Here is a 21,949-nt window from a genome sequence, read left to right as displayed (position 1 = left end):
AAACTCCCTTCAACCTTGACTAAAAGTTTGAATCAACCAGCGATTAATTTCCCCATCATCTTGCGTTTGACTGCGATTCAAAGCTTCCTCAACTAACCGGATTTCCAGCCCCGGTAAAACCCGCGACTCTTGAATTCTCCCGCTACCTCCGCCATTAATCGCAAACGCAAAAACCTCCCGCGTGTTTGCACGTTCAACCCAATATTCACTAATTCCTGCATTTTCGTAAAGCAACCGCTTACTGCCTAAATCATCGTTAAAAGAAGATGCACCAATTTCTATTATCAAATTAGGCGGATCGTATAGATTTAAATCAACAGCAGAATTGCTATCATCAGGAGGCACTCTTAAATCTGAACCAATGTAGTAAGCTAAATCAGGTTGAAACTCGCCGATACCTGCTTTGCGAAAACTGGTGTTAGTAAACTGAACTACTCGGATATTTCTCAATGTTGCAAACAGAATAACTACACAGGCCATAATTGAATTTTGACGCCCGTGCAATGGCCCTACTGGTGACATTTCTACCCTCATGTGTTCTTGATAGTAATAAAACTTGCCCTTTTCCCATGCTGAATCCTCAGCAAAATTTAGAAACTCTTCCCACGTCGCCTTCACCCAAATATCCGTTTCCAAAACCTGCGTAATTGCCGAATTAGAAGCCATAATCCACCTCTACAATTTCCGTATATTCAAATTCATTCGGACTGCGCCTAACTAAAGGATAGCGCGTCCCGCCAAGTTCGATCGCATCTTCTTCACAATCAGCTTTCGGAGAATTGTACACCAGCACGTATTCCCTGCCGGTGCAACTTTCCATTTCTTGAGCAACTTCTCCGCGCCACTGAGTTTTTGTTACCAAAACTACCAATTGATTCGCCAACTTCGGCAGCTTATTCGCGATTTGCTTGCGATAAATCTCGTCCAAACTGCCAAAGGGAGAATCCATCACAATTGGAAACGTACTGCTATCCGGGCCCATCAAAGTATTCTTTTGACTCCACTCCCGCACGCCCTCAATAATCCCGCCGATAAACGATAAACTGAGAATTTGATTTTCTCCTGTAGAAGCGGCAACCAAAGATTCTTTTCCCGACGTATTTTCTACTAGCGTCAGTTCGTATTTATCGCTCAACTTGGGGATATAAGGAGTAAAAGAAATTTGACTGAAAATATCTTGCACTCGCTTTTCTAACTGAGAACAAAACTGTTTTTCTAAGCGATCTCGCACTTCAGTTAGGCGATCGATCGCATCCTGAGTCGCAGCAATCCGGCGCTGGGCTAATACTTGCCTTTGCTCATTCAGTTGCTGCTTGTCGATTTGCTTGTCCAAAGCCGACACCTGCACATTCAAACTCTCAATCTGCTGCTGATTAGAGCCTGTTTCCCGGTGCAAATCGCCAATTTTTGCCTCAATTTCATCCAAGCGCTTTTGCAAGCGGCTGACATCCTCGTCAGGAAAATTTCGCAGCTTGTTGTGAATATCGTCTAACTGATTTTCCACCCGAGAAAGTTCGGTTCTGTCGCGGCTGATATTGCCTTGGTGTCGGTCAATTTCCTCCCAAAAATCAGCCACTTGTTTATCAATTTCATTTACCCGATCGCTAATCCGAATAGTTGTTTCTTCCACATCGCCCACACCCGCCTTATCCATCCAACCGCTAACCTGTTGGCGAGACTCAGAACCCTCCACTAATTCCGCACCGCAGATACACCGCTGCTGCGCTAATAACTCTTCCAAAAACGGCCGCTGAATCCCCGAAAGCAACGAGCCGCCTTCCCGCAAACCTTCAACAATTACTTTAAATTCAGCCGCAGCCTCTGACAGAAATACCCCATAACCCCGCATAGAGATTGAGCGTTTGAGAGCATCTGTAGCCTGTACAATTTGTTGCTTCAATAAACTTTTCTGCATTTCCAATTCGTCTCGCAACTTTTGTAAATCCGCAGCACCGCTAAGTTCCAATAAGTTACCATTAACTGCTTTTTTTAACTCCCCTTGGTTGACCAATTCCTGCTCGATTTCTACTTGTCTGCTCGAAAGTTGCTCAGCTTCTTGCTCAATTTTTTGCTTGTCTTTTAAAAGTTTCTTCGTTTCAGCATTCCCAATTATATTTAAATCTGTCTCTAGAGATTTTTTTGCTTCTAGTAAATGCCGGAGCGATCTATTCAACACTTCAACTCCCAGCAACTCCTTAGTAGCTTCCGCAATTTCTGCCTTCTTGTCATAGCGGACAATTTGCTCGATTCGCTCCCCATCAAAAAAGAAATATTTATGTAAACTTTCCGGCAAAATCCGCCCGATAATATCATCTGGATGCTGATCCGGCTTCAGCCACAGACCGTTATCTTTTGCTACATTCAGAAACAATTCAGCCTTACCATGTTCTACAGTATTTTCACTTTTATAAGCACGACAAATGCGTCTTGCTTGGTAGCGCGTGCTGTCATGTTCAAACACAATTTCCGCCCAACAACCTACGGCTTTTCCCATTTCCGCCTCAGCCAAAGCGCGCTTGTTTACTAATTGTTCTTCTGCCGCAAAAGCCGCGCTAAATCTTCCGTAAAGTACCCACGTAAAGGCATTCATTAAGGCAGTTTTTCCCGCGCCATTATTCCCGTGAATTACTGTAATATTTTGCCCGCCCCAAGCTAGTTTAATTTCGGGAGTTTTGCCGTAAAATTGACGAAAGTTGCATAGAGTAATTGAGATTAACTTCATACAATTGCTTCCTTAATGATTTTTAAAATGTCATCGTTAATGTGGCGAGGAGCTCTCATGTACAGTTTATCTTTTTCAATTTCCAATACCCGCTCAATAATTTGTCTAACTTCCGGTGGCGCGCTAGTAATTGGTTGCTGTACGTCGCTGAATTCCTGATGAGTTTGATAAGAAGAACGCTTTTCTGCTAAAATGCTTGTCGGTACGGCTGCGATCGCACTATCTTCATATCTAAATGCCATAATCAGATTTTCATTCAGATTTTCCGTCATATTTTTTTTGCAAATATTAAAATATACAGGGCCTAGGCTCATGGGCGAGAAACCCGGTTTCTACGAGTTTTGCGAACACTCACGAGAAATCTACAAAGAAACCGGGTTTCTGAACTATGCGTGCGATCGCGAACTAAACTAGCAACTCAAACTACGATCGAATAATTCTCTATTCTAAAACATAAACCGAACCTTAATAAATGTCAAATGTCTAATAGCCCGTAACGCCTCTGAATTTGAAGCAATTTCACTCTAGCTTCCCCAGCATTGTCAGCTAAATCGGCAAATTCCAAGAACCGTTTCAACTCTTTTCGTAGCAAATTGCGCTCGACTTCTAAGGTTTCCCGACCCAAATCGGGAGGCAAAACTATCATGTCAAATAAAGTTGCCCTTTCCTTCCCCGGATGCGGCCGCAAAATGCGTCCCCGGCGCTGAATAAACTGGCGCGGATTGCTACTGCTTGCTAAAATTACAGCATTGCGAATTGCTGGAATATCAACGCCTTCATCCAAACAGCGAATCGCTACCAAACCTTGCAATTCTCCACTCTCAAATTGTCGGCGCAATCGTTCTCTTTCTGCTAAAGGAGTTGCCGCAGTATAAGTGTTAACTCGGTAGCCTAATTCTGAACCCAATAACTTCGCGGTTTCTGTTAGTTGGCGGTTGTTATTTCGGCGCGCCCCTCCTTCGATCGCACCGTCGCCACAGTAAAATAAAGTGTGGGCGGTGTCGAGACGGTGAATCATTAATTCTCGCAACGCTACTAATTTATTAGCCGCAGCCCCAATTAACCGAGCTCGCTGCATTAATAAAGTTGTTAAAGCATCGTTTTCTTCTACTTTTTCATCGCCCCAAAGCGCCCAGCCAATCTTTTGAGTTAAGCGGGAATATTTGCGGGTTTCGGCTTCGGTCAATTCTACTAAAATTGGATAGTATAAATAATGTACTAAGGCTTTTTGGCGGATGGCGTCGGCTAAGGTAAGTTCCGGCTGCAAAACCGGGCCGAAATAATCTAAAATAGCTTCAGTTCCTTGTTCGTCGAAATGCCTTTCTGGGGTAGCGGAAAGGGCGAGTCGCAGTCCAATATTGCGCGGCAAACTTTCTCCTAAACGGGGCGCGCCTAAGTTGTGAACTTCGTCTCCAATAATCAGGGTTTTTTCTGGAAAATAGCGCAGTTGCGATCGCAAACTATCTCCCATTAAGGTAGCATTAGTAGTGATGATTGTGAGAAATAGCCGATCGCCAGATCGCACTTCATACAAACCCGCAGCCAGCTTATTCTGCCAACTACGGGCGCTATCAAAAGCCAAAATAGGTTTTAAACCAAATTTCTCCGATTCGCGCGCCCACTGATTCACCAGGTGGCAGTAAGGGCAAATTACGAGCAGAACTTGCAGGTTAATTTTATTGTATAATTCAGTGGCGATCGCCAGCGCAGTAATCGTCTTGCCACTACCCGTCGCCATCTTCAGCGTACCGCGTCCCTGATTCGCAAACCAATTAGCCACCGCCACTCGCTGATACTGTCGCAATTGCAGCGATGGCGGCATCTTCGGAAATCCAAATTGCGAATTATTAGCCGTTGAGCGATTCACCTTTAAATGCCGTTAGATGCAAAATTACCCTGACTCAACTGTAACTCACGGGCGATCGAAACTTAACAGCGCAAACAAATCATCGGCCGACAGTTGCAAATCCGACAGCACATCGAGCACAGGTAAAATATCCTGATTCTCTTTCGCCTCTGGTTGCTGCTGCGGTTTAAAAACAAGAACTAATTTTTCTGCCGGGTCAATCAACCAACCCAGTTTAGCATTGTGATTTAAGCAAAACAAAATATTATTAATGACCCGAGTTGGATTTTGATCCGGCGATAAAATCTCAATTGTCCAATCCGGCACAATTTCAAACCTGTTTTCTACTTCTCCCTTAGTATTGAGAAGAATGCGCGACCACTCAAACACTGCTATATCTGGAACAATAGAACGTCCCCCAAAAGTGCAACGCAATTCTGAAAAAGCAAAAGCTAACTTTTGCGGTTCTCCCACCTGATTAATTCTATTTCCAAAACGAGTTTGTAACGTGCTGTGTTTTCCTTGGGGCATAGCTTTTTGATAAATTTGACCGTCAACATACTCGCTAGCCGGCTTAGTCTCTGGCAATAGCAGAAACTCTTCCAAAGAAATCTTTGACGGAGACTGAATTGACGTTACCATAAGCAATTAACCCCTCAACAACTCAACTGCCGTCTTAAAAAGGATTCATATCGCTGTCAGTTTCCCAATCAGCACAACTCTCCGATTCCACACCAGTAGGGTGCATCGCACAAACCAACAAATTTCCCCCGTAAACTTGACCGTGATAGTTGCGACAACCGCGACAAGCCGGCTGCTGCGTCGGCGAAGGGTCTACATAAGTCACCATCGACAAATCTATCTCATCAAATTGCGGGTCGAAGTCGCGGCAAATTTCAATTATCGGTTCGATAAATTCATTAAATAAACCGTCAAATTCATTGAAATAACCGTCAATGTCGTTAATCAGATTATTTTGTACTTCTTCTGTAAACTCTTCCGACATTTTTGCCAAAACGTCCAGCATTTCGACAAACTCTTCGCCCATTTCGCTGAAAAAATGCTCTACTTCAGAAACAGCATTTTCCATTACTCCAAAAAAATCTTTAGACCAATCTTCCATGAATTTGACAGTTGGCTATTACAAAATATTTTACAGACAGGTGGAGCCAGCCTCATGCGAAGCGATCGCACCTACTTTCAATTCTATTACCTATTGCCTGATATCCGTCCACATCTGACAGGGGAAATATTCAAAAAGGGAACTCAAGATTATTATCCTGAGTTCCCTTCCTGCTTTGCTGAGCGAGCTTTTTCCTGCTTAATCCCGCTTCAGCCGCCGCAATTCCTCTTGTAAATTCTGCACTTGTTCGCGGAGCTTGTCTACGCCGCCTGTCTCTTTAGCATCTTTTGCCGAGACATCTTCTTCCTCAGAAACAATTTCAATCCGCCGAGGTTCAGCGGGTTTTTCGTTCCCAGCCGAGGCTACGGGAGGCTGCTGCTGAGCCTGTTGTACCATATCGTCAACAAAGCGGCGAGCTTCTTCCGTGGACATCTCGCCCCGCTTCACCAATTCGTCTGCCAGCTTTTGGGCTTCAGTGCGTAATTCAGTTAACTTGCTGCCAGCTTTTTCACCAGCGTAGGAAGCTAGCCCGACACCAAGGTAAACTGCTTTCTGTAAAATATCTCCGAAACCAGGCATAGGAGCTACACCTCAAAAAACTGGGTGAACCGGAGACCACGCCTATTACAAGCATCCCGTGTTGCTGCTACCTTCCGGTCCTGACAAGATTTGGGCGTTGGAATCGCGTGGGTCCAGTTCATTTATGAGTATAACACAGTTATTTATTCTTCAACCACACACCAGTGATAAATTTCATAAATAACGCAACCGTTCTTCACCAGCGGGTCTTCAGCGACGATCGCCCTCGCCTCATCCATCGAACCCGCCTCAAACAGCAACATACCGCCGCCCCGCCGCCCCCAGTAGCCAGTTTTCGCTCGGTGTCCTTTAGAAATCAACTCTCGGACATAAGCTCTGTGAGCTGGCACGTATTGGTCAAAGACAGGCTTTTCGACAATTCCTTGCTCAATTTTGACAAACCAAGGCATTTTAAATTTTAGATTTTAGATTTTGGATTTTGGATTGTAGATTGGGAATGGAGTTTTTGGTACAAGCCTTGAGTAAATACTCGATTTTCCATACTCCGCCATTTCTTCCTCACTGCGATGTTATCCCATGAACCCGTCAAAACAGCGATTTTTTATTGCCCTAGTGCCGCCTCCCGATATTGAACAACACATTACTGAGATTAAACTATATTTTGCGGAACATTACAACAGCCGCGGTGCTTTGAATTCCCCGCCGCACATCACGCTGCAACCTCCTTTTCACTCGTTAGCGGAGGATGTTGCCAAATTAGAGGAAAGTTTGAACCAGTTTTCTGCAAATCGGCGGCCCATTCCCGTTACTCTATCCGGTTTTGCTGCTTTCACGCCCCGCGTCATTTACGCTGATGTTTTCAAATCGCCCGAATTGCTGGAGATTCACTCATCTTTGATGAGTTATTTGGAGGCAAATTTGGGAATTGTCGATCGAGTTTCTCAAAGTCGCCCATTTGTACCGCACATGACAGTAGCATTTCGCGATTTAACTAAGGAGAATTTTCAAACAGCTTGGTTGGAATTTGCAGGGCGATCGCTCCACTTTGAGTTTACCGCTTCGGCGTTAACTTTACTGCTTCACGACGGCAGCCGGTGGAACATCAGCAATCAATTCCCGCTTTCCGCCTAAACTCTCTCCCTTCTCTTTCTTTGCGTCAATAGCGTCTTCGCGGTTCCTTTTTCCCAAAAAATCTTGTTAGTAAATCATCATTAATCAACACTTCGGACAGTTTCATGGCTGACTCGCGAGGGGCGAGAAACCCGGTTTATACGACTTTTACCTCGATGAACGAGAACTATTCGTAGAAATCGGGTTTCTGAGGTCACAAGTGAGTCAACAAATTTGATGACTTTAGTCCTCACTACAAATCTGTTGAAATTTAAATGCCGTCACAGCTTACCTATTAATCTTATTCGGAGTTGCAAGTGCCACAGTTCCATAAACCGAAATTCCCGATTGTTCCAAAATTTTAATTGCCGACTTAACCGTAGTACCGCTAGTGTAAATATCATCAACTAACAGCACTCGATCGCGCGGGAGGCGACGACGGAAATCTTTCCCCAAACCTAAAGCATTTTTCATTTCCGCTTGGCGCTGCTGCGGCGTCAGAGCGAATAAAGCCTGAGTATTTTTCACCCGTTCCAAACCGTGCCGCTGCAAAGGCAAACCAGTCAGATCGCAAAAACTTTCAGCCAAAAGTTCCGCCTGGTTAAAACCGCGCTGCTTGAGCTTTTCTTTGTGCAGGGGAATCGGTACAACAGTTAAATTGTCTATAGCTAATTCGGGAAAACTCAGCCAAGCTTCCGCCAGCCAGCCGCCGAGAGGTTTGGCTAATTGCGGATTGCCGTCATATTTCAAAGCTGCGATCGCCCGTTTGAGAGCCCCGCCATACTCACCCCACACAAAAACACGCTGCTGTGAATGCCAAAATCGACCCGGATCGCTTAATTGACATTGCTGAAGCTGCTTGTCACAGTAGGGACAAAACTCTCCGGCGGCCGGTCGCTGACAAAGAGGACAGTTAGACTTAAGAAATAGATTGAGAAAAGATTTGACTAATCCCGTCCATTGTCGCTTGTTCATCCTAAAATTGTCGTAAGTGATTAATGGGAAAAACTATCAAATTCAATCTGTTTCCACGGACAGGCTCGCAGCGTGAAAAACCTCTACTGGTTAGACAAAATTCAACCTTCAGACAGAGATGCAGTGGGAGAAAAAGCATTTTACTTGAGCTGTTTGCTCCAGAAAAATCATCCCGTTGTACCGGGTTTTGTCGTGCCGGCTACTACATTCTGGCAGTTTTTAGAGTCGATCGACTGCCTAGAACCGCTGTTTGCTGACTGGCCACACTCTTCCCTGCACTTGAATGTCGATGAACCCAGACAACTGCAATCGATCGCCCGCAGCATCCGCCACCAAATCCTCACCGGCAAACTGCCCGATTCACTGCTCTCCACCCTAGAGTCTGCTGTTTCTCAACTCAACTCACAGTCAAACTTAAACTCCACAGCCTTAATTTTTCGCCCTTCCCTGACTTCCTGGAACCCGAAAACAGTCGGCATTTTGGAATCTCAGGCAGTACGGGCAGAACCCGAAGCCATTGGGGCCGGACTCAAACGAGCTTGGGCAGAAATGTTCAGAGCCCGAAGTCTATTTTACTGGCAGCGGTGCGGGCTGCGGGTACAGCAAATCAATCCCGCAGTTTTGGTGCAGCCACTTCAAGAAGCCATCGCCGCGGGCGAGGTGAAAACAAAGGCGGGCGCACAGTGGGAAATCCAAGCCACCAGCGGTTTGGGATTGTCCCTGGCTAGGGGAGAAACCATCCCCGATTACTATCAAGTGCAGCCGGAAACAAGCGCGGTTAAATTCCAGCGGATCGGTTACAAAACATTAGCCTACAATCTCAAAGTCGGCGATAGTGAACCGAAAAAAAAACTGCTACTGGGCAAGTTTGCTGCTTTCCCAATTCCCGATTCTCCCTTTATACTTTCTGATTTTGCTGACTGTTGCGTGCAAGTTTTAGCGCTGGGAGAAGAAGCACAAACACAATACGTTTTAGAGGAATCGCAACTGCAAGAAATCATTGAATTGAGTAAAAAAGCGATCGCCGAATTTGACTCAGATTTAATTTTGGAGTGGACGCTAAACCAGACAGAAAACAGCGGCGAACTGCAGTTTTATTTCACTCAAGTTCGTCTTGTCAAAGCGGAAAAAGTCGCGCCGGTAGAGGAAAATCCGAGATACCTCCGGCAGCCAAACTCGATCGCAAGAGCCCGAACTCCTGCCATACTCAGAGGTGTGGCAGCAGCATCAGGAAAAGCCGAAGCAATTGCCCAAGTTATGACTAATTCCCACCCAGAAAACGCGGAATTCCTAGCCGGAGGCATTTTAGTAGCCCGGACAATCGAGCCGAATTGGCTACCTTGGCTGAAGGTTGCTGCTGGGGTGGTTGCCGAACAAGGAGGTATGACAGGCCACGGCGCCATTTTAGCAAGAGAATTGGGGATTCCCGCCGTTGTGGGAGTGACCGGGGCCACGCGGGCGATCGCCTCGGGCGATTCGGTTTTGGTAGACGGCGATACCGGAGAAGTTTTTGCCCTCGCCCAACCCGATGCCATCGAGATAGCAGACAGCCGCCGACTTCTGGACACAGCAAAAAAGGCAGATATATACAGTACAGCAGCCAAAATGTCAATAGCCAAGCACCAATCTTCTACCTCCGATCGATCGTCCAATTCCGATCCTAAATCTCGACAATCTGAGTCTACTCAATATGTTTGGGGCCCACCAACGGCAACTCAACTGCTAGTTAATGTCAGCCAAACAAGTTCGATTGACCGCCTCAAAAATCTGCCAATAGACGGCATCGGATTGCTGCGATCGGAATTAATGGCATTAGAAGCTTTGGACTGTCAAAACCCCAAAGTTTGGCTACAAGACGGCCGCCAATCGGAATTTGTCGATCGCATGGCGGATTGCCTCAGCTTATTTGCTGCTGCCGTTTCCCCGCAGCCAATATTTTATCGCTCTCTCGATTTACGCGAGTCAGGCGACCACGGCAGTTTCAGTTATACCTTTGAACCGGAATTATTTGATTGGGAACTCTGCGTACTTCAAAAAGTCTGCGAGTCAGGTCATACAAATGTTAATTTAATTTTGCCTTTCGTGCGATCGGTTGAGGAGTTTATCTACTGCCGCCAGCGCTTAGAAACTGTTTGGAAAAACCGCTCGCCCGAATTTCAACTGTGGATTATGGCGGAAGTTCCTTCGGTGTTATTTTTATTACCAGATTACGTAAAAGCCGGGGTTCAAGGAATTTCCATCGGCACCAACGATTTAACCCAATTTCTGTTAGGCATTCACCGCAACTCCGACCAGGTAGCAGGTGCATTTAACGGGCGCGAGCGAGCAGTGATGAGGGCGATCGAACAATTAATCAAACAAGCCAGGGCCGCCGGCATTCCTTGCTCGATCTGTGGCGACGCTCCCGCATTGTATCCCGATACAGTTGAATCCTTCGTGCGGTGGGGAATTTCGTCTATTTCGGTCAATGTCGATGCCGTAGAACAAACTAGCAGGGCGATCGTCCGCGCCGAACAGCGCCTGCTGCTAGAAGCCGCTCGATCGATAATTAACAATTAACCACTCCCGCACCCACTTTACCTCAGAAATCCGGTTTCTACTCTAAATCATAGCTTTGGCAAGCAGCCACCCGCTCAGCCATCGGCTTTCTAGACAACCCGTGCGTCCAGGACTATTAACAACTACAGAAGCCCGGTTTCTGAGTAGATATAGCAACCGCGCCCGACGGTTAGGAAATTCTTAATTTCTCAAACCCTGGCTTTTATTCCTTTTATTGCTTCTTCCCTCTTCCCTCTTCCCTCTTCCTTATTCCCTCTTCCTTCCACTAACATCGGATTTTAAAGCTAGGATAGAAATATAACCAATTCTTGACCACGAATTTCAAAGGTGGTACCCGCCACGTGATTTATCCGTGGAATCAATCCCAAATCGAAAATCGAAAATCCTCAAGCCCCCGCATTTATCTCGCGCAAGTCAATCCAAAATCTAAAATCTAAAATCTAAAATCGAATGACCCGGAGGTACAAACAGTGAAATCAAAAATTATTGCAACCGCAGCAATACTTGCCGCTCTCGGCTTTCTGCATCCCCATCCAGCATTATCTCAACCTGCAACTGACGGCGGGACAAAACCCGGATTCTGGCAACCTCAAGCGCAGGTTGACAATACTCGCAACATTACCCTCAGACTGTTAAATGAAACGGGATTGAACCTAGAATACGGTGAATCAGGTGGCCGCTTGTCATCCTTGCCCGTCGGAGCCAGCAGAAACATCAGTGTTCGCATCAGCAATCGTACCGGCGACATTGCCAATATTCCGATTAATGCCACAACAGCAACCACAACTTTGAAATACGACTATAACGTTGACTCGCAGACAAACATTTTGACGATTCGCATCACCAGAGCAGACGGCCGCACTAGGCAAGACCGGTCAGTTTATATTGATGAAAAAGGGCGAGTTTACTCTTTTTAAGATTAACGCTCATCAACCCGGTTTCTCCTGACAAATTTTGCTTTTAGCAGCCCGGTATCGCCCAAGAAATCGGGTTTCTAGACTAGCGTGCCTAAATTCTGTCTTGCTCAAAAAGTTATGAATCAAGTGCAGCCCACAAAGAATCGATATTTTTGTGCAGCGGATTTGACATTTCATCCCCAAAATCAACTGCTGCTTGCAATTCCGCCCTACTGGCGCACTGGTGCATCAGGTGGGTTCCGAGAGGATGTCAACCGCCGCACCGCCGACTAATATCCGTCGTTTCTATTGATACCTGCGCCTCGATTTCCCTCTTCTTTCGGTTTAGCTTTGTTCACTCGCAAGGGGCGGCCCATCCACTCTGCACCGTCTAATTCGGCAATTGCAGCGTCTTCTTGGGCATCCTCCATCATCTCAACAAATGCAAAACCGCGCATCCGACCGGTTTCCCTGTCGGTAGGCAAGACAACTCGCTTGACTGTGCCGTATTCTGCAAATACTGCTTTCAGGTCTTCTTCGGTGGCGCGGTAAGACAGATTTCCAATGTAGATAGTCATGTCGATCGAACTGAACTTGTTGTGCTATACATAATAACCTGTTAATTTAACTGTCAAGTGCTATCTAGCATACAACTGGGCGATCGACTCTAACTAAAAGGGTTTGCCGCACTCACCGAAAGCATCCAGGATACAAGCCCCCTGATTTATGCGTGGATAAATAAAAAACCTGTATCCGAGAAACTTGCCGAACGTATTTATCTCGCGCAAGTCAATGCTTCAATTCTAAAATCTAAAATCTAAAATCTAAAATCGATTGACCAACCCTTGGTACTGGCTGCAATAGTTAGCTTAATCAAAACTCATATCCTCACTCGCCCTGCGAATGAGTGAGGATATGAGTTTTGTGGCGACGAGGAATCCTACCCCTGAACAATACTTGATTTTAATCAGATCACTGATGGGTGGGCGACGAATCACCAAGCATCTTCGGAAACATAGCGACTAACAAGGTATAATATATTAGGTTGCTCTGGGCCACGAGCGTTGATATAGCGGTTGTCAACTTTCGTGAGGTACTTGGCAATTAATTACCAATTCCCCACTTCTGCCATTCTTTAATCTAAAATTCAAATCTATACCTCATTCACTTGAGAATTACTATACGCATCTAGACAGCCCTTTCCTAAACGGGGAGATGTCACCTTCAATCCTTGGGCAAAATTTGGAATTGCCAAGTGGAAATGAGGAATGCGACAAATTTTCTGTCCATCTCCTTCATCCCCAGTTTAGGATATTACTTTCTTTTCTCAATTAAACTAAGGATTTGAGATTTAAAGCCGCTTTGTTAAGTGTTTGAGTGCCAATTCGACTTTGGGTAATACCGCTGGCTGTTTCCGCTGCTCCTTTATTCAGAACATTCATCGCATCTACCACTTGCTCAATAGCGATCGCCTGCTGTTTGGTATTAAGATAAATTTGCTGACTGCTGACAACAACACTGTTAATAGCATTAGCAACATTGTTAAAATTATCCGCCGCACCTTCAGTCAATTTCAGGCTATTATCTAAAGTTTTCTTGCCCTCATCTGTTACCATCACTGTTTTATTAATGGAATTCTTAATACCGTTTATCAAATCACTAATCTGATCCGACGATTTTTTGCTTTGATCTGCCAGTCTGCGAATTTCCGTCGCCACCACCCCAAACCCCTTTCCTTGTTCTCCCGTGCGTACTGCTTCCACTGTAGCGTTAATCGCCAGCATATTAGTTTGACTAGCCAAATCGCTGACTAAATTGGTAATATTAGCAATCTGATTGGTTTGCTGGCTCAAGTTTAAAACTTGAGCGGCAATTGCTCCGACTTTTTCCGTCAAACTCAACATTCCCTGCTGGGTTTTATGCACCACTTTACTGCCTTCGGCAGCCATATTTAAGACATTACTGGCATTTTCAAGGGCTGATTCGGCTTGCATAGCTGATTGCCTCGATGATGCGCCCAATTCATCCATTGTGGTGGTTGTTTGATTAACAGAAGCAGCTTGTTGTACAGCAATACGTTCCTGTTGCTCAATTGTAGCCGCTATCTCGGTAGAAGAACTGACAATCATATTAATAATACCTTTGAGCGCTCGATCTAAAGGTTTGGCGATCGCTATGCTTAAAGATATGCCTAAAATAATCGCTATTAGCGGCCCCAATGTCATGCCCAATACTACAGCTATTTGAGTTTTTTTACGATCGTTTTCTGCGCTTTTATAAGCTTCGTCTGCTTCCTTTCGGTTGGATTCAGCTACTGCTAAAGTGGCTTGTTCAGATTTGATAAATCTAACACGAATCACCTTAGCTTGCTGACTAAGTTTATTCAAAAGGTTAGTAGCTGTGTTTGCTCTTGCCATTTCCGGCGAATTACTTTTACCCTGCTTAAGTAGTTCAATCTGCAAAGCCAAAGGATTGAAAATTCCCAGTGTTTCAAATTCTTTATTAATTAGCAGGAGTTCTTGAGCTTCCTGCTGCCACTCCTCCCAATACTTAAGCATTTGTTGATATAGTGCGTCTTCATCTGAGGTACGAGGAAGCACTTCGTATGCTTTAAACCCATTTTGAATCTGCTGCCAAGCCTTGTCCATTCTGTTTAAAGCATCTTGCCTTTCTGCTTGACTGAGTGCGGGATGAATTAGCGCTCTTTCGGATGACTCAATTTGGGTTTGTCCCTCGTTAATTTTCAATAATGCTTCAATACTCGGTAATTTATTTTTACCGATAGTCTCTATGTGTTGACTGAGATTGGATGTTGAACTCCATCCTACCCAGGCTACTAAAAATACTAAAAGTCCCATCGTCAGAAAGGCACTGATTAGTCTGGTTTGTAAATTCATTTTTCTAAACATACTATTTCTGCTTACTTCTACTACAGTTATCCTCGCTGCAATTATGGACATATCTTGTATATTATAGCTTCTATCAGGTAGATGAATTACCTATTAAAAGTTTACATTTGAGGTTTTACCTGTTAAAAAAAGTAGTAATGAATTGATGAGTAAGCTGTTCGGTATTTAAAAGACGATAGTAGGGTGCGTCATTACAGAAATGTTTCCCGCATAAGCGCGTAAGTGTTAACTCCTGACCACGAATTTCAAAGGTGGTACCCGCCACGTGATTTATCTGTGGAATCAATTGAAAGCATCTCAAATCGAAAATCCTCAAGAAAGAGCATTTATCCGGGGAGTCAATTCTTTAATCTAAAATCTCAAATCTCAAATCGATTGACGCACCATACAAGCCTCGTTACTGCTTTAAATGCTCCACAGCTTATAGCAATCCTCGCATCAGTTGTACAAATATGTAGGGCTAGTGCCCTGTGCCTACCCCCCACGGATTGGGGCAACCGGGCGTGAGTTTTGCCCCTACAACAATTACACAATTCACTTAGAATCGCTATAAGCTGTTGCGGCCTTTAAATTATATGTCAAAAAACAATCAAACTTTTGTGGGGATTAGGGTTGGGCTTCTAGCCCGCCCCTAATATAGAATTTAAATGCGCGACAGCTTATAAGTTAATTTAATAAGGAAAATGATACAATTATATTTGAGGATTTTATGCTCAGGTAACTTACCGAGATTATGGAAAAATGCTTTGGGAGTGATGGAGAATAATCATAGAAACACACAAAATAATTAAATAAAGTAATCAATAAAAAGGGCGAAAGTAATATACTTGTCGCCCCCTTCGCCTGATTTATCATAAACCTGAAAAATTAGGATCAAAATTTAAAAATATTTTCAGTTTGATTAACAAAAAAAATATCAATAATTAGGAAATGCGATCGAGTTTGCATTTCGTCAACTTTCTCAGCAAGATATTTGGAACTGGTTTACACACTGGTGTTATTGTACTTCATCTATCTGAAAAAGGTTATACGGGAATCGCTTGTGTCTGTGCAGACTTACTAGCGGGAAGTGAGCAATTCAATCTAGCCAAGTGTGGAAATCCCGTCAGGGAAAAACGCGAAAAGCCAAAGTGTGAAGTTTGGAAGCCCACGCCATAACTGTAATCAGTTTGGCGTTGGGAGGATGTTACTGCTTTTCCTTAGTCGATCGAGATTGACTGAGGCCCGCTGCTTTTACCGTTGGTGGGTTCGGCTGGGGGAGTAGTGTAGGAAGTTGAACCAGCTTGCTCGTCGATCCAGCTTTTAACGGGATCTTCGTGAAGGTTGAGTCGAAGCAGGCCAGATAAAAATCCGCCCGCGAAGGCGATCGGCTGTTCGATCAATTCTTTCGCCATTGGGATGAGTTCGTCGATGAACATTCAAGAGTCTCCTTGTGTTGCAGGGGTTCTACCTTAACTGTATCGTTTGTACTGCGATGCTGGCAGCAGGCTACCAAAAACCTTGTTGTCAGCGCTGAAGATGGGCGATCCTCTTCGTTGGCGTAGCCCCCGTAGGGGCGGGCTTCGCTAACGGGCAATTTTTCGGCTAATGACTTACAATGCTAATCAAATTGCTGCAAAAATTTTATGTGCCGTTTGCTTGGCTACCTCGGGGAGCCGATTTTACTCGATGCTATTCTGTACAAGCCGGAACATTCCCTAATTGTGCAGAGTTACGATCCCCGCGAAATGACTTCTGGCCTACTCAATGCTGACGGTTTTGGTATTGGTTGGTATCACCCGCACCTAGATACTGACCCGTTTACTTATAAAAATGTACAGCCAATTTGGAGCGACATTAACCTTCCGAGTATCAGTCGATTCGTTGAATCTGGATGCGCGATCGGATATGTTCGCAGTGCAACTTCAGGACAAGCTGTAGATTTGAGCAACTGTCAGCCGTTTCAGAACGATCGCCTGCTGTTCGTACACAACGGCTTCGTGAAGAATTTTCGGCAAACTCTTTACAGACCAATTCGCGATCGGCTCAGCGATACGCTGTATCAATCAATTAACGGTACTACAGATTCTGAGCATATCTTCGGCTTGTTTGTCAATGAATTGACAGCCGGAAATCTGACCGTACAAGCAGCTTTGCAAAAGTCGCTGAAAATTTTGGCAGAGCTAGCAAACTTTCACCAAGTAGAATTTTCAGCTAATATAATTATCAGCGACGGACACCAGCTCGTTGCCTCTCGCTTTGCTTCCCAAAAAGCCCCTCCTTCCCTCTATTGGCTGCGAGACGATTTAAATTTCCCGGATTCTGTCATCATTGCTTCTGAAGCTTTATTTGCTGGCAATTGGCACGAGTGTCCAGTCCAGAGCATTATCAGTACCGGAGTAGAGCGTGATATCGAAATCTATCCAATCTTGTAGAGAGGCAATTTATCGCGATTTGCAGCAGTGTCGCCGAGGCACTTTCAAGCTATTTACAGACATCGATTATGATACTTTCTGCCGCCAAGCTCATCCTGATTTCAGTCCAGTTGGCTGGCACTTAGGTCACATTGCTTATACTGAGGATTTGTGGCTGTTGCAGCGATGTGCTGGCTTGGAACCGGTCTTTCCTCAGTATCACCAACTGTTTGCTGCTGATATTTTGCCGAAAAAACAACGGGTTTTTCTGCCGACGTTACCTGAAGTCGAATTATATCTGAACGCGGTGAGAAAAAAGGTGTTAGATTATTTGGAAGTAGCGCCGATCGACGAGCAAGAACGTCTCTGGCGGTTTATTATTCAGCACGAAAGCCAGCACTGTGAAACTGTTGCTTTCGTGTTGCAAATGCACGGGAAGAAGGAAGGAAGGCACCACACGGATTTGGACACGGATACACGGATTAATTCTATCCAACAGAGAGGAATAAAGCAGCAGAAATTCCCAATGCCCAATGCCCAATGCCCAATGCCCAATGCTCAATTCCCAATGCCCAATTCCCGATTCCCAATTACCGATTCCCCGGTGATTGAAATTCCGCGCGGAGAATTTTACATGGGAAGCGATGCTGCTGAGGCTTTGGATAACGAGCGATCGCGCCACCTGTGTTATCTAGAAGCATACTCGATCGATCGCTACCCCGTCACTTGCCGTGAATACCGAGATTTCATGGAATCCGGCGGCTATCAAAACCCTGATTGGTGGTCAGCGGACGGCTGGAAATGGCTGCAAGGCGAAGCCGTCTCTCAACCGCTTTACTGGTCAGAAAATCCTGCTTTCAACAACCATCCAGTCTGCGGCGTGAGTTGGTACGAAGCCGAAGCTTACTGCAACTTTATCGGCAAGCGTTTACCATCGGAAGCCGAATGGGAAAAAGCTGCGAGTTGGGACGCCACAAATCAAACATATCGCATCTATCCTTGGGGAGAAGAACCGCCAAACGGCAGCCTGTGCAATCACGGCAATAATATTGCCAATACTTCGCCAGTTGATGCCTTTCCCAAAGGAGCAAGTGCGGCAGGCTGCTATGATATGTTGGGCAATGTTTGGGAGTGGACTGCTTCAACCTTTGACGCCTATCCGGGATTTGAAAGTTATCCTTATAGGGGATATTCTCAAGTTTATTTTGATGGAGAACACCGGGTTTTGAAAGGGGGGAGTTGGGCGACTTTTCCGCAGGCTCTGCGATCGACCTTTCGGAATTGGTATTATCCGGGCGTGCGGCAAATTATTGCTGGTTTTCGCTGCGCTAAGTAGTTTGCTAGGTAATTATAATTACCATCAAGTTTGTTCGTATTAAGGAATTTAGTCAGCGGATTTTTCAAATCAACAAATTCCTTAATACTTGCCTTAGAAAGCTTATTTGACGAACATCAGATAAAGGGCTGGAGAGGGAATTGGGGACAAAATTTGTTTGCAAAATTCCCAACATTTTTCCATGTGACAAGCTCAAATAAAACAAGTTTGGTTAAGTATTCAATAATTTTTGTGGATAAATTTTAAGTTTTAATTGTGGATGCGAGATCCATCGGGTGAGACAATACAGAACGGAGAGTCACCTGAAAAATCTGACTTGATCGCGATATTTGGCAACGCGACTGCGTGCTATACCCATGTGTGCATCTAAAAATTACTTTATGAAATCCCCAAGACTGTCCGACACAACCAACTCAGCCTCAACAAAAGAAAACCGGCTGCACTTAGAGCGACTGGTGAGCGCTGCGGCACCGACACCCGCAGAAATCAATGCTGGCAGCGATGCAGTTAGCGGGTTGACTCAAACCCCCAAATCCCTGCCTCCAAAGTATTTCTACGACGATCGCGGATCGAAGCTGTTTGAGTTGATTTGCCAGTTGCCGGAATACTACCTGACACGCACTGAGACGGCAATTTTGCAGGGATGCGCGGGGGCGATCGCAAATTTAACTGGCCCCTGCGAAATCGTCGAACTCGGCAGCGGCAGTTCAACCAAAACTCGGATTCTCCTCGATGCTTACAGTCAACTGGAATATCCCCTGCACTATTTGCCGATCGACATCAGTCCTACTATCCTAGAAAGCAGCGCTTGTCAACTGTTGGCAGATTATCCGTCGCTCCAGATTCACGGACTTGTCAGCACTTACGAATTAGCCTTAGCTAAAATTGCACCGTCGCCGTTGCCAACCCGAATGATTTGCTTTCTCGGCAGTACCCTCGGCAATCTCAACGCTCAAGAATGCGATTTGTTCTTCTCGCAAATTGTCGGTGCATTGCAGCCGGGAGAGTATTTTTTGCTGGGAATTGACTTGGACAAATCTAAGGATATTTTAGAGCCTGCCTACGATGACAGTCAAGGAGTAACGGCAGCATTTAACTTGAATATGCTGCGACATTTAAATCGAAAATATCAGGGAAATTTTGATTTAGCACAGTTCGAGCATTGGGCTTTTTACAATCAAGAGGAATGTCAAATTGAAATGCACTTGAAAAGTAAAAAAGCGCAAACAGTGCACTTGCGTTCTCTCAATTTAACGGTTGAATTTGCAGCGGGAGAAACTATCCGCAGCGAAATATCGCGCAAGTTCAATCTCACTACTGTAAAAAAAGAACTGTCGCAGCGTGGTTTAATGCCGGTGCAAGTTTGGACAGATCCAAATCAGTGGTTTGGCTTGATGCTTTGTCAAATTTCTGATGTTAATAAATGAGTTCTTCAGATATTACGCACAGTCAGGACACGGCACTGCCCTGTCCCTGCAAATCGGGCGATGGCGTCGGGTTCTCGCCCGTGCTACGACGTTTTGGGGTAGGGACACGGCACTGCCGTCTCCTCAATTTCTGTGTTGTCGATGGTTCTGAATTCAGGATATCCTCTTAGGAATGAGAATTAAATAACTTCCACAATAACAATTAAAATTGTAAGTTATTTAATTCGCGATCCTTAGCAATTACTAATTACCAATTAACAAATCGGCCGCTGTCCGGGTTTGACGGCGTGAATGTACTCACTGCCCGAGGTTGGCCATCCCCGCTTATAATAAGCTTCCTCCGGCTTCCCCCAGCCCAACTGCAACAAAATTTCTAGAAAATCCAACTTTTCCCACTTGGAGAGATTGGCCCATTCTGTGCGCTGGGCTATAGCTTCTACATCAACCGGCTCGATCGATCGAAAATCCTTCCCGCTGTTAATGCTTAAATACAAATCCATCCCCGCAGTTACCTGCTGCCAGAATTCCAACATAGCAATCTTAGCTGCCTTCAACGTAATCAAATCAACCGGTAGAGCTATTAATTCGTCATCCACTGCCGGATAGCGTAGAGTATTGCCTTTAACCGCCATTTCCCGCCAGACAATCCCAGAAACTTGATGTTCCCGCTGGTATTCGTGCACAGCCGCCTTAAAATTTTGATAAGCAGTGAACTTCTGAACACCCTCAGACTTGAGAAAGCGGTCAATCACGGGGTTGCCTGTAGCAGGAGTTTCAGTCAAGTTGAGACGCCGCCCATACAAGCAGGCTTGGCGCTCTTCTTCGAGGATTTTAATGAGTTCCGCCGTGCTGTAGACCTTGGACATCTTTATTGAGGCAAAATCAAGATATTGGCTGATATTCGGCTGGTTTTCTCGACTAATCTTCGGTAAAGATAGTTTGGCTGTTCTGGGCAATATTCAGTTTTGCCGTTATTCTAACTTTTCTTGCTGCTTAATTCTAGTGTGAGAGTTTACAGGAGTCGAGCCGCGAAATCCCGACAGCCTCTTAAAAAAAGCAGTTAGGAATGAGAATTAAATAACTTCCACAAGTTTGTGGGATGGGCGTCCCGCCCGTCCACTCATGACGGGCGGGACGCCCATCCCACAATAACAGTTAAAATTGTAAGTTATTTAATTCGCGCTCCTTAAGAGGGTACGAATCACGAACTAGACTGGGAACCGCACCGCCGACGTACCTCGCGGGATTTTTCGCCAAAAACAAAGCCCCCTCGAAGGAGGGGGCAAAACTGATGCCAGAGGTTTGGGAGTTTTATTCGATGGGTCGATCGAACAACCCGAAAAAAAAGCAGCATTCGCACCTGCCGTCAACTACCAAAACTCAAATTTTCCTTGTCAAAGTTTAGTAGCGTCCGCGTGCAGGGCGATCGTTGTCGCCCCAGCCGCCGCCGCCCGAAGGGCGTCTGTTGTTGTTGTTCTCGCGAGGTTTGGCTTTGTTGACTTTCAAGTCGCGGCCCATCCACTCAGCACCGTCTAAAGCTGCGATGGCTGCTGCTTCTTCTGCCTCGCTTGCCATTTCCACAAAAGCAAAACCCCGCATCCTGCCTGTTTCCCGGTCCACTGGCACTTGGACGCGGCTTACAGTACCGTACTCGGCAAATACTTCGTTGAGGTCGTCTGATGTTACCTCATATGAAAGATTACCCACGTAAATCGACATAAAATCTCCAGAATCATTAGGGTGCAGAGACTTAGATTCGGAGAGACGCTTGTAAATAAACACCAACAAACTACGCAACCGAATTTAATTCTTGGAAAACCACTATAACATGAAGCCAGCAGAATCAGCAATTGGCTGGCATAATTTTCAATTTTGGGTGCCGTCGGGCAATCGCCAACAGAAAGTATTCGTGATAACTGACATCTTACACTCTTGGCCTCATCCACTTGGTTTCTTGCTGCGCGATCGACCTGATATCTGAGATTTTTAGTCCCTGTTACCAGGTTGATTGGGTCTGATTGAGAACAGCGCCTGAGATTCAGTTATAACTGACAAAGTTCATCGACTACTTTAGACATTGACTTGAATATTCGGTTAGTGAAAAAACCTGACG

Annotated in this window: 22 protein-coding genes and 1 other RNA gene; 8 read left to right on the top strand and 15 right to left on the bottom strand. The window is 45.2% G+C overall.

The window, feature by feature from the left end:
- Positions 1–9 precede the first annotated feature (9 nt).
- The 9 genes from QUA88_RS01090 to QUA88_RS01050 all read right to left on the bottom strand — a co-directional run bounded on the left by QUA88_RS01090 (position 10) and on the right by QUA88_RS01050 (position 6,680).
- Complete coding sequence (locus QUA88_RS01090) at positions 10–666, bottom strand: Uma2 family endonuclease (protein ID WP_333056138.1); 657 nt, start codon at positions 664–666, stop codon at positions 10–12.
- On the bottom strand, positions 656–2,722 hold the full coding sequence (locus QUA88_RS01085; RefSeq protein ID WP_333208462.1) for an AAA family ATPase: 2,067 nt from the start codon (positions 2,720–2,722) through the stop codon (positions 656–658). Before QUA88_RS01085 ends, QUA88_RS01090 begins: the two co-directional genes overlap by 11 nt.
- The gene (locus tag QUA88_RS01080; protein WP_190660639.1) at positions 2,719–2,994 is read right to left on the bottom strand and encodes a hypothetical protein; all 276 of its coding nucleotides are present in this window, start codon (positions 2,992–2,994) and stop codon (positions 2,719–2,721) included. The genes QUA88_RS01085 and QUA88_RS01080 overlap by 4 nt, the downstream gene beginning before the upstream one ends.
- A gap of 203 nt (positions 2,995–3,197) precedes the next feature.
- Positions 3,198–4,544 carry a DNA phosphorothioation system restriction enzyme gene (locus QUA88_RS01075; protein WP_333232642.1) on the bottom strand — a complete coding sequence of 449 codons (1,347 nt, stop codon included), beginning with the start codon at positions 4,542–4,544 and terminating at the stop codon, positions 3,198–3,200.
- Between the two features lie 90 nt (positions 4,545–4,634).
- Complete coding sequence (locus QUA88_RS01070) at positions 4,635–5,210, bottom strand: Uma2 family endonuclease (protein ID WP_333261853.1); 576 nt, start codon at positions 5,208–5,210, stop codon at positions 4,635–4,637.
- A 34-nt stretch (positions 5,211–5,244) separates the two neighbouring features.
- Positions 5,245–5,691 (bottom strand): hypothetical protein, encoded by a 447-nt coding sequence (locus QUA88_RS01065; protein WP_333261851.1) that lies wholly within the window; start codon positions 5,689–5,691, stop codon positions 5,245–5,247.
- Positions 5,692–5,889: 198 nt separating this feature from the next.
- Positions 5,890–6,270 carry a phasin-related domain-containing protein gene (locus tag QUA88_RS01060; RefSeq protein ID WP_333056143.1) on the bottom strand — a complete coding sequence of 127 codons (381 nt, stop codon included), beginning with the start codon at positions 6,268–6,270 and terminating at the stop codon, positions 5,890–5,892.
- A gap of 23 nt (positions 6,271–6,293) precedes the next feature.
- An RNA gene (gene ffs / locus QUA88_RS01055) (signal recognition particle sRNA small type) lies at positions 6,294–6,390 on the bottom strand.
- Between the two features lie 23 nt (positions 6,391–6,413).
- Entirely contained in the window at positions 6,414–6,680 is a 267-nt protein-coding gene (locus QUA88_RS01050; RefSeq protein WP_333056144.1) for a YciI family protein, read from the bottom strand.
- 127 nt (positions 6,681–6,807) lie between these two features.
- On the opposite strand from QUA88_RS01050, the gene QUA88_RS01045 reads away from it, so the two are divergent.
- Positions 6,808–7,362, top strand: a complete 555-nt coding sequence (locus QUA88_RS01045; protein ID WP_333056146.1) for a 2'-5' RNA ligase family protein — start codon at positions 6,808–6,810, stop codon at positions 7,360–7,362.
- Positions 7,363–7,629: 267 nt separating this feature from the next.
- Here the strand turns inward: QUA88_RS01045 and QUA88_RS01040 are convergent, their stop codons facing one another.
- Complete coding sequence (locus QUA88_RS01040) at positions 7,630–8,316, bottom strand: ComF family protein (RefSeq protein WP_333056147.1); 687 nt, start codon at positions 8,314–8,316, stop codon at positions 7,630–7,632.
- A gap of 72 nt (positions 8,317–8,388) precedes the next feature.
- On the opposite strand from QUA88_RS01040, the gene QUA88_RS01035 reads away from it, so the two are divergent.
- The 3 genes from QUA88_RS01035 (at position 8,389) to QUA88_RS01025 (ending at position 12,065) form a co-directional block, all read left to right on the top strand.
- On the top strand, positions 8,389–10,875 hold the full coding sequence (locus tag QUA88_RS01035; RefSeq protein ID WP_333269776.1) for a putative PEP-binding protein: 2,487 nt from the start codon (positions 8,389–8,391) through the stop codon (positions 10,873–10,875).
- A 470-nt stretch (positions 10,876–11,345) separates the two neighbouring features.
- Positions 11,346–11,792 carry a hypothetical protein gene (locus QUA88_RS01030; protein WP_333056150.1) on the top strand — a complete coding sequence of 149 codons (447 nt, stop codon included), beginning with the start codon at positions 11,346–11,348 and terminating at the stop codon, positions 11,790–11,792.
- A 117-nt stretch (positions 11,793–11,909) separates the two neighbouring features.
- Positions 11,910–12,065 (top strand): hypothetical protein, encoded by a 156-nt coding sequence (locus QUA88_RS01025; RefSeq protein WP_333056151.1) that lies wholly within the window; start codon positions 11,910–11,912, stop codon positions 12,063–12,065.
- Here QUA88_RS01025 and QUA88_RS01020 read toward each other — a convergent pair.
- From QUA88_RS01020 to QUA88_RS01010, 3 genes are all read right to left on the bottom strand, one after another.
- Entirely contained in the window at positions 12,062–12,349 is a 288-nt protein-coding gene (locus QUA88_RS01020; RefSeq protein WP_333056152.1) for an RNA-binding protein, read from the bottom strand. The two genes, QUA88_RS01025 and QUA88_RS01020, sit on opposite strands and share 4 nt — an antisense overlap.
- Before the next feature lie 753 nt (positions 12,350–13,102).
- Positions 13,103–14,668, bottom strand: a complete 1,566-nt coding sequence (locus tag QUA88_RS01015; protein WP_333269773.1) for a methyl-accepting chemotaxis protein — start codon at positions 14,666–14,668, stop codon at positions 13,103–13,105.
- 1,211 nt (positions 14,669–15,879) lie between these two features.
- Complete coding sequence (locus QUA88_RS01010; RefSeq protein WP_333056154.1) at positions 15,880–16,098, bottom strand: hypothetical protein; 219 nt, start codon at positions 16,096–16,098, stop codon at positions 15,880–15,882.
- 207 nt (positions 16,099–16,305) lie between these two features.
- Between QUA88_RS01010 and egtC the strand changes: the two genes are divergently transcribed.
- From egtC to egtD, 3 genes are all read left to right on the top strand, one after another.
- The gene (gene egtC, locus QUA88_RS01005) at positions 16,306–17,094 is read left to right on the top strand and encodes an ergothioneine biosynthesis protein EgtC (RefSeq protein WP_333269770.1); all 789 of its coding nucleotides are present in this window, start codon (positions 16,306–16,308) and stop codon (positions 17,092–17,094) included.
- Positions 17,066–18,409, top strand: coding sequence for an ergothioneine biosynthesis protein EgtB (locus QUA88_RS01000; RefSeq protein WP_333269768.1), 1,344 nt, complete (start codon positions 17,066–17,068; stop codon positions 18,407–18,409). The genes egtC and QUA88_RS01000 overlap by 29 nt, the downstream gene beginning before the upstream one ends.
- 380 nt (positions 18,410–18,789) lie before the next feature.
- Entirely contained in the window at positions 18,790–19,836 is a 1,047-nt protein-coding gene (egtD, locus tag QUA88_RS00995) for an L-histidine N(alpha)-methyltransferase (protein ID WP_333269765.1), read from the top strand.
- Positions 19,837–20,090: 254 nt separating this feature from the next.
- Here the strand turns inward: egtD and QUA88_RS00990 are convergent, their stop codons facing one another.
- Positions 20,091–20,702 carry a hypothetical protein gene (locus QUA88_RS00990; protein WP_333232612.1) on the bottom strand — a complete coding sequence of 204 codons (612 nt, stop codon included), beginning with the start codon at positions 20,700–20,702 and terminating at the stop codon, positions 20,091–20,093.
- Between the two features lie 535 nt (positions 20,703–21,237).
- Positions 21,238–21,555: an RNA-binding protein gene (locus tag QUA88_RS00985; protein ID WP_333208470.1), complete on the bottom strand. Its 318-nt coding sequence runs from the start codon at positions 21,553–21,555 to the stop codon at positions 21,238–21,240.
- A 109-nt stretch (positions 21,556–21,664) separates the two neighbouring features.
- Here QUA88_RS00985 and QUA88_RS00980 point away from each other — a divergent pair, with 109 nt between their 5' ends.
- The gene (locus QUA88_RS00980) at positions 21,665–21,817 is read left to right on the top strand and encodes a hypothetical protein (RefSeq protein ID WP_333056160.1); all 153 of its coding nucleotides are present in this window, start codon (positions 21,665–21,667) and stop codon (positions 21,815–21,817) included.
- Positions 21,818–21,949: the final 132 nt, after the last annotated feature.

Source organism: Microcoleus sp. D3_18_C2, from assembly GCF_036702395.1.
GTDB lineage: Bacteria > Cyanobacteriota > Cyanobacteriia > Cyanobacteriales > Microcoleaceae > Microcoleus.
The sequence above is the reverse complement of the archived record's forward strand: the minus strand, read 5'-3'. Positions and strand labels throughout refer to the sequence as shown.

Coding starts and splice junctions, on each gene's coding strand:
- QUA88_RS00990 (WP_333232612.1), bottom strand. CDS start 20,702: ATGTCCAAGGTCTACAGCACGGCGGAACTCATTAAAATCCTCGAAGAA.
- QUA88_RS01090 (WP_333056138.1), bottom strand. CDS start 666: ATGGCTTCTAATTCGGCAATTACGCAGGTTTTGGAAACGGATATTTGG.
- QUA88_RS01075 (WP_333232642.1), bottom strand. CDS start 4,544: ATGCCGCCATCGCTGCAATTGCGACAGTATCAGCGAGTGGCGGTGGCT.
- QUA88_RS01085 (WP_333208462.1), bottom strand. CDS start 2,722: ATGAAGTTAATCTCAATTACTCTATGCAACTTTCGTCAATTTTACGGC.
- QUA88_RS01015 (WP_333269773.1), bottom strand. CDS start 14,668: ATGAATTTACAAACCAGACTAATCAGTGCCTTTCTGACGATGGGACTT.
- QUA88_RS00985 (WP_333208470.1), bottom strand. CDS start 21,555: ATGTCGATTTACGTGGGTAATCTTTCATATGAGGTAACATCAGACGAC.
- QUA88_RS01010 (WP_333056154.1), bottom strand. CDS start 16,098: ATGTTCATCGACGAACTCATCCCAATGGCGAAAGAATTGATCGAACAG.
- QUA88_RS01025 (WP_333056151.1), top strand. CDS start 11,910: ATGAATCAAGTGCAGCCCACAAAGAATCGATATTTTTGTGCAGCGGAT.
- QUA88_RS01070 (WP_333261853.1), bottom strand. CDS start 5,210: ATGGTAACGTCAATTCAGTCTCCGTCAAAGATTTCTTTGGAAGAGTTT.
- QUA88_RS01045 (WP_333056146.1), top strand. CDS start 6,808: ATGAACCCGTCAAAACAGCGATTTTTTATTGCCCTAGTGCCGCCTCCC.
- egtD (WP_333269765.1), top strand. CDS start 18,790: ATGAAATCCCCAAGACTGTCCGACACAACCAACTCAGCCTCAACAAAA.
- egtC (WP_333269770.1), top strand. CDS start 16,306: ATGTGCCGTTTGCTTGGCTACCTCGGGGAGCCGATTTTACTCGATGCT.
- QUA88_RS01020 (WP_333056152.1), bottom strand. CDS start 12,349: ATGACTATCTACATTGGAAATCTGTCTTACCGCGCCACCGAAGAAGAC.
- QUA88_RS01060 (WP_333056143.1), bottom strand. CDS start 6,270: ATGCCTGGTTTCGGAGATATTTTACAGAAAGCAGTTTACCTTGGTGTC.
- QUA88_RS01050 (WP_333056144.1), bottom strand. CDS start 6,680: ATGCCTTGGTTTGTCAAAATTGAGCAAGGAATTGTCGAAAAGCCTGTC.
- QUA88_RS01080 (WP_190660639.1), bottom strand. CDS start 2,994: ATGACGGAAAATCTGAATGAAAATCTGATTATGGCATTTAGATATGAA.
- QUA88_RS01040 (WP_333056147.1), bottom strand. CDS start 8,316: ATGAACAAGCGACAATGGACGGGATTAGTCAAATCTTTTCTCAATCTA.
- QUA88_RS01065 (WP_333261851.1), bottom strand. CDS start 5,691: ATGGAAGATTGGTCTAAAGATTTTTTTGGAGTAATGGAAAATGCTGTT.
- QUA88_RS00980 (WP_333056160.1), top strand. CDS start 21,665: ATGAAGCCAGCAGAATCAGCAATTGGCTGGCATAATTTTCAATTTTGG.